The organism is Streptomyces sp. NPDC047028, assembly GCF_040644095.1.
Taxonomy (GTDB): Bacteria; Actinomycetota; Actinomycetes; order Streptomycetales; family Streptomycetaceae; genus Streptomyces.
In genome coordinates, this window is record NZ_JBEYVS010000003.1 from 168,516 (window position 1) to 181,287 (window position 12,772).

General features: G+C 70.5%; 13 protein-coding genes and 2 pseudogenes. 10 read left to right on the forward strand and 5 right to left on the reverse strand.

From position 1 onward, the window contains the following. The first annotated feature begins 23 nt into the window (after window positions 1-23). From ABZ854_RS04290 to ABZ854_RS04300, 3 genes are read left to right on the forward strand one after another with little or no spacing between them, the layout of a single operon-like run. Window positions 24-899: a glycoside hydrolase family 25 protein gene (locus tag ABZ854_RS04290; protein WP_361203965.1), complete on the forward strand. Its 876-nt coding sequence runs from the start codon at window positions 24-26 to the stop codon at window positions 897-899. Window positions 900-902: 3 nt separating this feature from the next. Then, complete coding sequence (locus ABZ854_RS04295; protein WP_361203968.1) at window positions 903-1,088, forward strand: hypothetical protein; 186 nt, start codon at window positions 903-905, stop codon at window positions 1,086-1,088. Next, window positions 1,085-1,345 carry a hypothetical protein gene (locus ABZ854_RS04300; RefSeq protein WP_361203971.1) on the forward strand — a complete coding sequence of 87 codons (261 nt, stop codon included), beginning with the start codon at window positions 1,085-1,087 and terminating at the stop codon, window positions 1,343-1,345. The genes ABZ854_RS04295 and ABZ854_RS04300 overlap by 4 nt, the downstream gene beginning before the upstream one ends. A gap of 57 nt (window positions 1,346-1,402) precedes the next feature. Here the strand turns inward: ABZ854_RS04300 and ABZ854_RS04305 are convergent, their stop codons facing one another. Next, window positions 1,403-2,158 carry a GntR family transcriptional regulator gene (locus tag ABZ854_RS04305; RefSeq protein WP_361203974.1) on the reverse strand — a complete coding sequence of 252 codons (756 nt, stop codon included), beginning with the start codon at window positions 2,156-2,158 and terminating at the stop codon, window positions 1,403-1,405. Between the two features lie 110 nt (window positions 2,159-2,268). On the opposite strand from ABZ854_RS04305, the gene ABZ854_RS04310 reads away from it, so the two are divergent. From ABZ854_RS04310 to ABZ854_RS04325, 4 genes are all read left to right on the forward strand, one after another. Continuing rightward, the gene (locus tag ABZ854_RS04310; protein ID WP_361203977.1) at window positions 2,269-2,502 is read left to right on the forward strand and encodes a hypothetical protein; all 234 of its coding nucleotides are present in this window, start codon (window positions 2,269-2,271) and stop codon (window positions 2,500-2,502) included. 2 nt (window positions 2,503-2,504) lie between these two features. Continuing rightward, window positions 2,505-2,783: a hypothetical protein gene (locus tag ABZ854_RS04315; RefSeq protein ID WP_361203980.1), complete on the forward strand. Its 279-nt coding sequence runs from the start codon at window positions 2,505-2,507 to the stop codon at window positions 2,781-2,783. Next, the gene (locus tag ABZ854_RS04320) at window positions 2,780-3,280 is read left to right on the forward strand and encodes a hypothetical protein (RefSeq protein ID WP_361203983.1); all 501 of its coding nucleotides are present in this window, start codon (window positions 2,780-2,782) and stop codon (window positions 3,278-3,280) included. The genes ABZ854_RS04315 and ABZ854_RS04320 overlap by 4 nt, the downstream gene beginning before the upstream one ends. A gap of 73 nt (window positions 3,281-3,353) precedes the next feature. Continuing rightward, window positions 3,354-4,007 (forward strand): class I SAM-dependent methyltransferase, encoded by a 654-nt coding sequence (locus tag ABZ854_RS04325; RefSeq protein WP_361203986.1) that lies wholly within the window; start codon window positions 3,354-3,356, stop codon window positions 4,005-4,007. Window positions 4,008-4,206: 199 nt separating this feature from the next. On the opposite strand, the pseudogene ABZ854_RS04330 reads toward ABZ854_RS04325, so the two are convergent. Both ABZ854_RS04330 and ssd read right to left on the reverse strand, forming a co-directional pair. Further along, window positions 4,207-4,812, reverse strand: a pseudogene (locus tag ABZ854_RS04330) (ATPase, T2SS/T4P/T4SS family); the annotation flags it as partial. Further along, on the reverse strand, window positions 4,809-5,915 hold the full coding sequence (gene ssd, locus ABZ854_RS04335; RefSeq protein ID WP_361203989.1) for a septum site-determining protein Ssd: 1,107 nt from the start codon (window positions 5,913-5,915) through the stop codon (window positions 4,809-4,811). The pseudogene ABZ854_RS04330 and the gene ssd, both read right to left, overlap by 4 nt. A 582-nt stretch (window positions 5,916-6,497) precedes the next feature. Between ssd and ABZ854_RS04340 the strand changes: the two genes are divergently transcribed. Then, the gene (locus ABZ854_RS04340; protein ID WP_361203992.1) at window positions 6,498-7,331 is read left to right on the forward strand and encodes an HAD-IB family hydrolase; all 834 of its coding nucleotides are present in this window, start codon (window positions 6,498-6,500) and stop codon (window positions 7,329-7,331) included. A 376-nt stretch (window positions 7,332-7,707) separates the two neighbouring features. Here ABZ854_RS04340 and ABZ854_RS04345 read toward each other — a convergent pair whose 3' ends face one another. After that, window positions 7,708-8,532, reverse strand: coding sequence for an oxidoreductase (locus ABZ854_RS04345; RefSeq protein WP_361203995.1), 825 nt, complete (start codon window positions 8,530-8,532; stop codon window positions 7,708-7,710). 101 nt (window positions 8,533-8,633) lie between these two features. Here ABZ854_RS04345 and ABZ854_RS04350 point away from each other — a divergent pair, with 101 nt between their 5' ends. Continuing rightward, entirely contained in the window at window positions 8,634-9,626 is a 993-nt protein-coding gene (locus ABZ854_RS04350) for an ATP-binding protein (protein ID WP_361203998.1), read from the forward strand. 40 nt (window positions 9,627-9,666) lie between these two features. On the opposite strand, the gene ABZ854_RS04355 is transcribed toward ABZ854_RS04350, so the two are convergent. Beyond that, the gene (locus ABZ854_RS04355; RefSeq protein ID WP_361204001.1) at window positions 9,667-10,932 is read right to left on the reverse strand and encodes a hypothetical protein; all 1,266 of its coding nucleotides are present in this window, start codon (window positions 10,930-10,932) and stop codon (window positions 9,667-9,669) included. Window positions 10,933-11,231: 299 nt separating this feature from the next. On the opposite strand from ABZ854_RS04355, the pseudogene ABZ854_RS04360 reads away from it, so the two are divergent. After that, window positions 11,232-12,752 (forward strand): annotated as a pseudogene (locus tag ABZ854_RS04360) (SulP family inorganic anion transporter); the annotation flags it as partial. Window positions 12,753-12,772: the final 20 nt, after the last annotated feature.

The window sequence follows — 12,772 nt, forward strand, 5'->3', positions numbered from 1 at the left end:
CCTTTCTCATGCCTGGAGGCCTGATGATCCACGGCATCGACGTCTCCGCCTACCAGTCGGCGACGTATTCGACGTCCGGTCTGGACTTCGTGTTCACGAAGGTCACGGAGGGACTGACGTACACCAATCCGCGCTGGGCGCAGCAGCGGGACCGGGCCAAGGCTGCCGGGCTGGTGTGGGGTGCCTACCACTACCCGCACATGGCCAACGACCCGCGCGCGGAGGCCGCCTACTTCCTCCAGCAGGTGAACTGGAAGCCGGGCGACATCATCGTCCTCGACTGGGAAGGCTACGACGCCTACAACAAGGGCGTCCCCAAGTCCCGGCAGGTCGCCTACCGCGACGCGTGGCTGAAGTACGTGAAGAGCGTCATGCCCGGCCACCGGGTCGGCATGTACGCGAACACCGACTACTGGCTCCACGTCGACACCACCGGCAACTGTGGGGACTTCCTGTGGATCGCCACCGCCGGCGCCGCAGCCGGCCAGCCCGGCATCAAGGCCAAGTGGACGTTCCACCAGTACTCCACCGCAGGCGGCATCGACCACGACGTCGCCGCATTCCCCACCCGCGCCGCACTCGCCGAATGGGCGGCCAGTACTACCCCCGAAGAGGACGACATGCCGACAGCCAGCGACGTGTGGAAGGCGGACGTCATCCCGGCCGCCGCCCCGCCGTACAACAACAGCGACTTCGACAAGAACAAGTTCTGGGAGGCGAGCTACGCCCTCAGCACCGCAGTACTCACGGGCCGGAAGACCGAAGCGAAGGTCGACGCGCTCGCCGAGGTAGTGGCCGGCATCAAGACGAAGGTCGACTCCCTCTCCGTCGGCGGCGTCGACCTGGACGCCCTCGCCGTCAACGTCGCCGACCTGCTGGCCACCCGACTGAAGGACTAACCCATGAAGATCAGCGCTGTGTGGAAGGCCGTCGCCAGCGGAGTGGCGGCGGGTGCTGCGGCGGCCGTCACGGCGGTGCAGGACGGCAAGGTGACCCCGGCCGAGGCCGTCACCATCGTGCTCGCCATCCTGGGCGCCTACGGCATCACCTGGCGGGTGCCCAACCGGACGCCGACGGAGGGCGCATGACGACCCCCGACCCGGGCGTTTACATCAGCCCGGCGCAGATGTACCAGGAGGTGAGGGGACTGGCGCAGGCGGTCGGCAGGATCGAGACGAAGATCGACGGAATCCTCAACGAGACCAAGGACATCCGCACCGACGTCGCCGACCACGAGTCCCGGCTCCGCACCCTCGAACGCGCCCGCTGGCCCATGCCCACAATCGGTGTCCTCGCCGGAGCCGCCGGCGCAATCACCGGTGCCCTCGCTCTCTTCGCCCACTGAACACGCTGCGGCCCCGCTCTCCTTCGGGAGGGCGGGGCCGCTTTCGTGCGTTCCGGATCAGGCCCCGAGGGGCTGCTGCCCGTACACCGCCACCCACCGGTCACCGCGCATCACAATGTCCGCTGTCTCCACCGGGCGGCCGGTGGTCTGGTCGTAGTAGGTTCGCTCGATGAACAGGACAGGCGCGGCCGGGTTGATGCCCAAGGCTTGTGCCTCGGTGCGAGTCGCAGCGCGAGCCCTCACCTTCTCGACCGGGTCTCCCACGTCCACACCGATCACCCGCATGCGCGCGGCAACCCCGACGCCGGCATACGGGCCCGCCTCCGGCAGCACGATCATCGACTGGCCCGTGATTGCGATCGGTTCCCACGACGTCGCCAACTGCACCGGCACCTCGTCGAGGAGGTACACGTACTCGGTTCGCATCACCGGGTCGCCCTCGACGACGTTCAGCCGCCCGGCTGTGCTGGCGTCGGCCGAGGCCGTGGTGGACTCATGCCGCCAGGTGCCGGCCGCGCCCTGCTCGGCCGCGCCCTGCGCGAACGGGCTGTCCTCGCTGCGCCGACGGTGCTGCCGGACGAGGACCTCCGGGGTCTCGGTGCCGCGCACGTAGTGGCCGGCACCGTGCCGGGACACGACCAGCCCGTCCTGGACGAGGACCGAGTAGGCGCGGGCACCGACCGACGGCGACACGCCGTACTCGCGGCCCAGCTCGGCCACGGACGGCAGCCGGTCACCGGGCTGCAGTTCGCCACCGACGATCCGGCCACGCAGCTGCTCGGCGATGACGAGGTACGGCGCCGGGTCCGCCACGGGGGACCTCCAAGGGTGGATTCGGGTGTGACGCACCTGACAGACTACGGCCCTTCGGTCTACTCTTCGAGATGAGTTCGGCTCTACTCGAAGAGTCCGGGGGTTCCGTCATGCCTGCTGCCCGCTTACCGCTGCACGCCCTTCGCTCCGCCATGGAGCAGGCGACCGGCGCCAAGTCGACCGTCAGCGACCGTGGCACACACATCCGGGTGTCCGTTCCGGCGCCTGCCCGCGGCGAGGTGTTCCAGGCACTGCTCGAAGTGCTGCGTCGCGCCGAGGCATGGGGGAGCAGCGACGGCACCGGCGAGGTCCGCATGTGGGCCTCCGTCCGGAAGGGCGAGTAGAGATGAGCGGCCGCCAGCTGCCGTCCGCGCTGCACCTGCCGCGCGCGGTGTACTCCGGCTGGGCGTGCGCCTGGTGCGGCGCATCCCTACTCCACACCGGCGGCACCAGCGCCGGAATCGCGCGAGGCAGGCTCGGCGCCCACGTCCTCGACACCGAGGTGTACGCCTGCCCGGCCTGCGCGCCCACGATCTCCCGCCCTTCTCACCAGCCCACCAGCGAGGCGGGCGGGGCCAGGCCCTCAACCCAGGGGGCAACCGTCCACAACAGGAGGAACCTGTGACCGTCGCCTTAGACCACGCCGCCGTGACCAGCACCCGCGACCCGCAGGAGCTGCTGAACGCGGTCGCACCGCACATCACCGAGCTGACCGTCAACGTCTTCGACTCCGGCATGAGCCTGTGGGAGCGCGAAATCGCGCTGCTGCTGCGTGACCACACCATGGTGCGGGACATGGCGGAGCGGATCCTCGGCAACGCCGTCATGTACGTCATGGGCTCCATCGAGAACCCTGACGTACACCTCGGCGTCGGCAAGCTCGTCGACATCGGCGTCCACCAGCTCATCCTCGACACACCCGTCTGGTGGGGCATCTGCCGCCTCTACAACGGCGGCCGGTTCAAGCATCACGCCCCCTTCATCCAGCGCCGCCGCGACGGCCTGTGCCTCCGCACCGGCGAGTTCCTCCGGTCCCAAGGCTGGCCGATCGACGACGAGCTGTGGGCCATCGACGGCGCGGACTGCTCGCCGTGCGACGACAAGGTCCCCGACAGCCACTGACCCCGCTACAGTCGGCCCCTGCCCTCACAGCACCTTCGAGGGCGGGGGCCTCCCGACGACCAGGAGAACCGCTGTGCCCGTACCGCACGACATCCCCGCCGAGACCGAACTGTGGGACGCCTTCGCGCAGAGCGCGTTCGACGCCGAAGCCGAGCCCTCGTTCCACTGGACGCAGTACGCCGGCCACGGGCCCGGCCCCGAACTGCTGAACTCACCGGAGTCCGTACTGGAGATCGGCTGCGGCACCGGCCGCGCACTGGCCTACCTCGCACAGCAAGGCGTGAAAGCGACGGGCGTGGACCTGTCGCCGCGCATGGTGCAGCTCGCGGGTGAGCGGTGGGCGCCACTCGGGGCCCGGATCGAGCAGGCGGAAGTCCTCGACTGGCTCGCCACCGACACCAGCCGGTATGACGCGGTGTACTCCATCTTCGGCGCGGCCTGGTTCACCGACCCGTCCCGGCTGTTCCCCCTCGTCCGCAAGCACCTGACGCCGGGCGGAGTGTTCGTGTTCTCGCAGCCGCCGGCCATCCCGGGCGCCTACGGCCCGCAGGGCATGTACAAGGGCGGGTTCGCCGGGAAGGCGATGTTCACCTACCGGTACAGCTACAAGCCCGCCGTGTGGGAACGCCATCTGCTCCGTGCGGGGTTCACCACCGCCGATGCGCGGGTGGTGGAGGCCCCGAAGGCGGGGCACATCGGCACGCTCGTCGTGAGCGCGTGCGCCTGATCGTCTCCTCGATGCGGCCCCGGACGGCGACCTCAACCACTGGCCGGGGCCGTTTTTCATGCTCACCTTGGATTCGAAGGCTGGTCCACAGGCTGTGGAAATCGGCTCCATAACCGCAGGTCAGAAGGCTGGGCGTGCATGACACACGTCCAGCTTGTTCATGATCCATATAGAGGTGTCCTAGCGACATATTGGGGTTCCCCGTCCCCGTACCTCCGCTGACCAGAAAGGAGAGGCGGGCGTCCAGGAGCGCCCGCAGGACGCGGTCCCCGCCGGGTGGCACCGTGCCGGCCGCGACGAGTTCGTCGAGCGTGAACGCCCGGGGCCGTACGACCCGCAGGGAGAGGCACGTGCATCCGACGGCCACCGGGGGCAGCACCGCGTGCAGCCGGGTGCCGTCGGGCAGCCGGGCGTCCGCCCAGGGCCGGGCGTCGTCCAGCCTGCGTCCGGCGACGGCGGCCAGGCGCTGCGCGAGGCGTCGTACGGCCGCGGCGTCGGGGAAGGTCACCGCGGTCAGCTCCAGGCCGCGGCCCCGGTCCACCCAGACCCGGTCGGGTGCCGACACCAGGACGTCGGTGACAGCCGGTTCGGCGAGCAGTGGTTCCAGCGGGCCGCTGCCGACGAGTTCGGAGCGCAGGTGTTCGGCCGCGCCGAGGACTTCGGCGTCGCCGAGCACCCGGCCCTGTTCGCGCAGGGCCTGGGCCACGCGCGCGGGGGTGGGTTCGGCGCCGCTCTCGGCCAGTCTGCGCCGGACCCCGTCGAGCAGGGCGGCGCCGTCCGCCCGGTCGAGTCCGGGGAGGCTCATCGGGGGCCTCCCGCCTCGGCGAGGGTCCGTTCCCAGAAGTCCGAGCAGAACCGGGCCAGGAGCCCGCGTCCGCTCGCGCCGGGTGGTTTCGCCGTGCCGTGCGCGCGCAGAAGGGCCGGTTCGACGGGTACCTCGCCGGCCAGGGGGAGGCCGAGCACGCGGGCCACCTCGCGGTCGTCGAGCCCGGGCGCGTACGGTCCGCGCACCGCGACGCGCAGGTCCCGTACGACCATGCCGACGGCGGACGCGACCCGTCCCGCGGCCGCCACCGCGCGCAGTTCGGCGGGGACGACGAGCAACGCCAGGTCGAGTTGGGCGAGCGCCTCTGCGACGCCTTCGTCGAGGCGGCGCGGCAGGTCGACGACGACTGTGCCGCCTCGGCGCCGGGCGGCGGCCAGCACGGCGCGCACGGCGGGGGCGGGGACGGCCACGCAGTCGCCGCGGTCCCAGCTGAGGACCCGCAGGGCGTGCAGTTCGGGCAGCGACTCCTCCAGGGCGCCGCCGCCGACCCGGCCGCGAGACGCAGCGAAAGCGGGCCAGCGCAGTCCCTCGGCGCTCTCGCCGCCGAGGAGGACGTCGAGCCCGCCGCCGAGCGGGTCGGCGTCGACCAGCAGGGTGCGCAGTCCCTCGCGGGCGGAGGTGACGGCGAGGGCGCAGGCCAGGGTGGAGGCCCCGGCTCCGCCGCGGCCGCCGATGACGCCGACGGTGAGGGCCGGGCGTCCGACGCCCTCGGCGACGTCGGCGATGCGGTCGACGAGCCACTGCTCGCCGTCGGGGAGCATCAGGACGTGGTCGGCGCCGATCTCGACGGCCCGCTTCCACACCTCGGAGTCGTCCTGGTCCCGGCCGACCAGCACCACCCCGCCGCGCCGCACGGCGCCGCGGACCCGGCGGGCGGCGTCGTCACCGACGAGGACGAGCGGGGCGGCTTCCCAGCCACCGCCCGGTTCCGGTACGCCGTGGTGCACCTCGGGGGTGGCGCCGGCGGCGGCGCACAGGCGCAGCAGGTCGTCGAGGAGGCTGGCGTCCTCGGTGACGATGAGAGGCTGTCCGGGCCGCCCGGCGGTGGCGGACGACGGGTCGTGGGTGACGGTTCCGGTCATGTGTGTTCCCCCTTCGCTGCGTGGGCGGCGCGACCCCGTGGCCACGCCATTCCCCACCGTGTGGAGAACCGGCGAGCGGCCTCCATATGAGCGGCCGGCGGAAACCGGCCATACGCGCTCCGGCATTCGGAACCGGCCATGAACTCGCCGTCGCCGGAGTGCGCTGGAATCACGGTGCAGCGATCCCGGAAATCTTGTGGATCTTGGTCGAAAACTGTGGACAAGTCGTCCCTTGTGGAAATCGTCTTCACCCATACCGGTGACCTCTGCGCGGTTCGTCGTACGACTTCCGGAGAGCAGCCCGTGGATTACCATCAGTAATCAAACATGGGCATGACAGAACGCCGCACGCGGAGGGACCGCCTCCGGCCATGCGGCCACGCGGAATGCTGGAAAACCCACCCGGACATGCGACGACCCCCGCCGGGGGGGAGAGCGGGGGTCGTCCCCACGGCCGACTCGGGGGGGGAGGAGCCGGACCGGGTTAGCACGGTCGCGAACGATCCGTGACTTCCATGGTGTACCCGAGAGCCCTCTCAGGCAAACCCACGCGCCCCACCTTACGCCGAATGGTGGGCGCCTATGCTCAGAGGCGTGGAAAACCACTCCTTGCCTCGCGCGGCAGCCTTCTTCGACCTGGACAAGACGGTCATTGCGAAGTCGAGCACGCTCACCTTCAGCAAGTCCTTCTACCAGGGCGGACTGATCAACCGCAGGGCGGCACTGCGTACCGCATATGCCCAGTTCGTCTTCTTGGTCGGCGGCATGGACCACGACCAGATGGAGCGCACCCGCGAGTACCTGTCCGACCTGTGCCGGGGCTGGAACGTCCAGCAGGTGCGGGACATCGTCGCCGAGACCCTGCACGACCTGATCGACCCGATCATCTACGACGAGGCGGCCTCCCTCATCGAGGAACACCACGCGGCCGGGCGCGACGTGGTGATCGTGTCCACGTCGGGCGCCGAGGTGGTCGAGCCGATCGGTGAACTGCTCGGCGCCGACCGGGTGGTGGCCACCCGCATGGTCGTCGGCGAGGACGGCTGCTTCACCGGCGAGGTCGAGTACTACGCCTACGGCCCGACCAAGGCGGAGGCGATCAGGGAACTGGCCGCCTCCGAGGGGTACGACCTCGACCGCTGCCACGCCTACAGCGACTCCGCGACCGACCTGCCGATGCTCCAGGCCGTCGGCCACCCGCACGCCGTGAACCCCGACCGCGCGCTGCGCCGCGAGGCCTCCGCGCGCGGGTGGCCGATTCTGGAGTTCCGCCGGCCGGTCCGGCTGAAGCAGCGGCTGTCCACGTTCTCCGTGGCGCCCCGCCCGGTCCTCGTGGCCGCGGCGGCCGTAGGAGCGGCGGCCGCCACCGCGGGCCTCGTCTGGTACGCGAGCCGGCGCCGCGCCACGGTCTCCTGACGCCTTCCCGTCGAGCGGACCGACATCGAAACGGCGTCGGGCCGGTGCCCGGTTCGCACCTGTTTGAACCTACAAGTAAAGAAGTGCGAGCAGGGGTTCCGCTTGGTGCCCGACGTGCAGTACAAAGGTTTTAACGGCCCGCGAGACCAGAGGACATCCGAGAGGATCCCCTACCACTACGCAGTTGGCCCCACGGACCCCGTATGAACACCAGGCACCCACGCGACGTCGACCCGTCGATTACGGGCCAGCCGCACCAGGTGACGGGCAAAGACCCCGACCTGATGGGCAATACATCGAGGACGCTTGGTAACCCGGTGCTCATACCAGCGGCGGTACGAGAACTCGTACCGCCGCAACCCGTTCCGGGCCGCCTTCATGCCGCTCCGCGCTGCAGCGCCTCGCACACCGCCGTCGACTCGCGCACACCCAGCTCGACCGCCTTGCCGCAGTGCTCGATCCACGCCGCCATGCCCTCCGGGGTGCCCGAGACGTATCCGTCCAGAGCCGCCAGATAGGAGGCGCGGCCCAGTTCGGCGTAGCCCACCTCGGCCGGGCAGACCGCCTTCGGATCGAGGCCGCTGCCGACCAGGACGATCCGCTCCGCCGCGCGCGCGACAAGGCCGTTGTACGAGACGAAGGGGCGCAGAGCGAGCAGCTCCCCGTGCACCACGGCGGCCGTCACCAGTGCGGGCGCGGAGGTCCCCGCGATGATCAGGTCCGCCAGGCCCTCCAGCCTGCCGGTCACCTCCCGCGCGTCCGGCAGCGCCAGCTCGACCAGCGGTTCGTCGGCCTCCTCGCCCGCCTGCCGCGGCCGGCCCACGTCGTCCCCGTCGGTCGCCGCCGCCACCAGGTGCAGCCTGGCCAGCACCCGCAGCGGTGACTGCCGCCAGATCGACAGCAGCTGGCCCGCCTCGGCGGTCAGCCGGAGGGCGGCGCCCATCACCCGCGCCTCGGCGCCGGCGCCGAAGTCGGTGCGCCGTCGCACCTCCTCCAGGGCCCAGTCGGCACCGGACAGCGCCGCCGAGCCGCGGGACGCGCGCAGCGCCGCCTCGGAGGTGATCTCGTTGCTGCGGCGCCGCATGATCCGGTGCCCGTAGACCCGGTCCACGGACTTGCGCACGGACTCCACGGACTCGGCCACGCCGGGCAGCGAACCCAGGGCCGCGAGCGGATCGGCGGACGCGCCTGTCGTACTCATGAGTACGACCCTACGCATGTCCGGGTCGCACCCCACGAAGGAGTGGTCTTCTTCACTTCCACCTGCCACATACAGCTATCGACCGACTACTCTTCGTGAACATGAAAATTGCTTTCGTCGGAAAGGGCGGCAGCGGCAAGACCACGCTCTCCTCCCTCTTCGTCCGTCACCTCGTGGCGGCGAGCGCGCCTGTCGTCGCCATCGACGCCGACATCAACCAGCACCTGGGCCCCGCGCTCGGCCTCGACGAGGCGGAGGCGGCGGCCCTGCCCGCGATGGGCGAGCGACTGGCGGTGATCAAGGACTACCTCCGCGGCAGCAACCCGCGGATCGCCTCCACCGCCACGATGATCAAGACGACACCGCCGGGCGAGGGCTCGCGACTGGTCCGGGTGCGGGAGCCCAACCCGGTGTACGACGCCTGCGCGCGCCCGGTGGAACTCGACGGCGGCGCCGTCCGTTTGATGGTCACGGGCCCCTTCACGGACGCCGACCTGGGGGTCGCCTGCTACCACTCCAAGACGGGAGCGGTGGAGCTGTACCTGAACCACCTCGTCGACGGCCCCGACGAATACGTCGTGGTCGACATGACAGCGGGTTCGGACTCCTTCGCCTCCGGCATGTTCACCCGCTTCGACATGACGTTCCTCGTCGCCGAGCCGACCCGGAAGGGGGTCTCCGTCTACCGCCAGTACAAGGAGTACGCCCGCGACTTCGGCGTCGCCCTGAAGGTCGTCGGCAACAAGGTCCAGGGGCAGGACGACATCGACTATCTCCGTGCGGAGGTGGGGGACGACCTGCTCGTGACGGTCGGGCACTCGGACTGGGTGCGGGCCATGGAGAAGGGCCGGCCGCCCCGGTTCGACCTCCTGGAGGAGGACAACTCCCGCGCCCTGCAAGCGCTTCGGGCCGCCGCCGACGGCACGTACGGGATGCGGGACTGGGAGCGCTACACCCGGCAGATGGTGCACTTCCACCTGAAGAACGCGGAGTCCTGGGGCAATGAGCGCACGGGGGCCGACCTGGCGGCCCAGGTCGACCCGGCGTTCGTGCTCGGCGAGGACGTCCGGTCCCCCGCTGCCGCTCCCGCCTGACGGCGGCCGCCGGACCGGCTGTCCGGCGGCCGCCAGGCGGCTACTTCTTCTCGGCCGGCGCCCCGGGCACACCCTTGGGCGCCGGTGCCGGCTTGCCGGAGAGGAAGGACGCCCAGCCCTGCCTGGGGGCCTCGCCCACGTTCAGGGTGCGCAGCTTCTTCAGGGTCTTGGGGTCCTGTGCGTCCAGCCAGTCGGACAGCTCGTGGAAGGAGACACAGCGGACGTCCGGCTTGCCGCAGACGCTCTTCACCACGTCCTCCACGGCGCGCATGTAGGTGCCGCCGTTCCAGGACTCGAAGTGGTTGCCCATGATGAGGGGCGCGCGGTTGCCGTCGTAGGCCCGGTAGAAGCCCTTGAGCAGGCCGTCGCGCATCTGGTCGCCCCAGTAGTCGAACTTGTCGGGGTCGCCCTGGGTCCTGTTGCCGGACTGGTTGACCATGAAGTTGTAGTCCATGGTCAGCTGTTCGTAGGTGTGGCCGGGGAACGGGACCAGCTGCATGGACAGGTCCCAGAGGCCGTCCTTCTTCTTGGGCCACTCCTGATCGTCGACCCCGCTGGAGTCGTAGCGGAAGCCCATCTGGCTCGCCGCCTTCATGAAGTTCTTCTGCCCCTCCAGGCAGGGGGTGCGGCCGCCGATCAGCTCCTTGTCGTAGTCGAAGGGCAGCGGAGCCGCGTTCTTCAGGCCCGAGTTGGTCTTCCAGGTCTTCACGAACTGCTTGGCCTGGTTGATCTCACTCTTCCACTCCTTCACCGACCAGGTGCCGACGCCACCGTCGGGGCCGCAGAAGTGGCCGTTGAAGTGGGTGCCGATCTCGTTGCCGGCCAGCCAGGCCAACCGGGCCTGCTTGGCCGTGTCGGAGATGCCCTGCAGGTCGTTGAAGCCGATTTCCGAGCTGCCCGGCGAGTGCTTCGGCGGGTGATAGAGGTCGCGCTTGTCCTTCGGCAGCATGTAGACGCCGCTGAGGAAGAACGTCATGTGCACGTTGTTCTCCTTGGCGACCTCGCGGAAGTGGGAGAACAGCTTCTGGCTGTCCTCGCCCGCCCCGTCCCAGGAGAACACCACGAACTGGGGCGGTTTCTGGCCCGGCTTCAGCCGTTCGGGCTTCGCCAGGTGCGGCTGCAGGCCGGTGTACGCGGTCGATCCGTCACCGATCAGACGGAACACGTGCTTGGGTGCCTGCACCGCCTGCTGCGGGCCGTGCGCCCCTTCCTTCGAACCACTGGAGCCGGTCGCGCAACCGGCGAGAGACGCGGCACAGGCCGCGGCGACCATGGCACCAATGGCGATCCTCTGAGTGGCGGCCATGTTCCGCCCACCTTCTTCCTTCTCTCAGACCTACGCCGACGAGGGCGTTTTCTGGCGGTGTGCCGGGTTTGCCGACAGCGCGGTCAAGGTCGCACGGGGTCGAGAAGGAATTAGTACGACAAGCCGATCAACTGCCCGGTTCACCCACTCGAGGGAAGAAATGCGCCGTTCGCCCAGAAAACCTATGCGTGATTTTTACTTTGCGTTACGATTCATTTACCGATCGTTGAACTATTTCCAGCCTGCTCGTGCCCGTACGCCGTGACGCGCGTCCATCGAGGATCTGAAGGAGGCGATCCATGCCGACCCCCGCACCGTGCCGCACCCCGCACCCTCATCCGCCGCACGGGCCGCCCGAGGCCCGGCGTCGCCGCCGGCTCGCCGAAGGCGCCGATCTGTCCGCCTCGCTCGCGGTGTTCCTGATCGCCCTGCCCCTGTCCCTCGGCATCGCCCTCGCCACCGGCGCGCCGCTGAGGGCCGGCCTGGTCGCCGCCGCCGTCGGCGGGATCGTCGCGGGACGGCTCGGCGGCTGCCCCCTCCAGGTCAGCGGACCCGCCGCCGGTCTCACCGTGGTCACCGCCGACCTCATCCACCGCTACGGATGGCGTGCCACCTGCGGGATCACCGTCCTCGCCGGGCTCGCGCAACTGGGCCTCGGCTGCCTGCGGGTGGCGCGCGGCGCACTCGCCGTCAGTCCGGCCGTCGTGCACGGCATGCTCGCGGGCATCGGCATCACCATCGCCGTGGCCCAACTGCACATCGTGCTCGGCGGCACCCCGGACAGCTCCGTCCTCGCCAACCTCCGGGCGCTGCCGGCGCAGTTGGCCGACCCGCACCCGGCCGCAGTGGCGATGGGCGCGCTGACCCTGGCCCTGCTGTCGGCCTGGCCCCGCGTTCCCGGCCGCGCGAGACACGTGCTGGGCAGGATCCCGGCCGCCCTCGTCGCCGTGGCCGGTGCCACCGCCGTCGCCGGGCTCACCGGGCTGGGGCTGCCCCGGGTCGACCTGCCGTCCTGGAGCAGCCATGCCTTGGCGGGACTGCCCGACGGTCCGGCGTTCGGGATCGCCGCCGCCGTCCTGACCACGACGCTGGTGTGCAGCGTGCAGTCGCTGCTCGGAGCGGTGGCCGTGGACAAGCTGGTCGCCGGCCGGCCCGGTCCCCCGGCCCGCGGCGGCCGGGCCGGCCGGGCCGACCTGGACCGGGAGCTGCTGGGCCAGGGCGCCGCCAACATCGTCTCCGGCGCGCTGGGTGGGCTGCCGGTCGCAGGGGTGGCCGTGCGCAGTACGGCGAACGTGAAATCCGGTGCGGTGAGCCGGAACTCCACGATGCTGCACGGCGTTCTGGTAGTAGCCGCCGCACTGCTGATGGTCCCTCTCCTGGAGCGGATCCCGCTTGCCTCCCTCGCCGCCCTGGTGATGGCCGTCGGCATCCGGATGGTGTCCCTGCTCCACATCCGTACGGTGACCCGCCACCGCGAGGTGCCGGTGTACGCCGCCACCACAGTCGGCGTGGTCTTCCTCGGCGTCCTCCAGGGCGTGGCCGTCGGGGTGGCCACTGCGGTCGCGCTCGCCCTGCACCGCCTCGCCCGCACCCGCATCACGCACGAAGAGAGAGAAGGAGTCCATCACGTCCAGGTCCGAGGCCAGCTGACGTTCCTCGCGGTGCCCCGGCTCAGCCAGGCCCTGCATCTCGTGCCCCAAGGAGCCCACGCCGTCGTGGAGTTGCGCGGCTCGTTCATGGACCACGCGGCGTACGAGTCACTGCACGACTGGCGGAGCACCCACACCGTGCGGGGTGGTACCGCCGAGCTGACCGGGCGGCACCGACCGCTGGGCCCCGC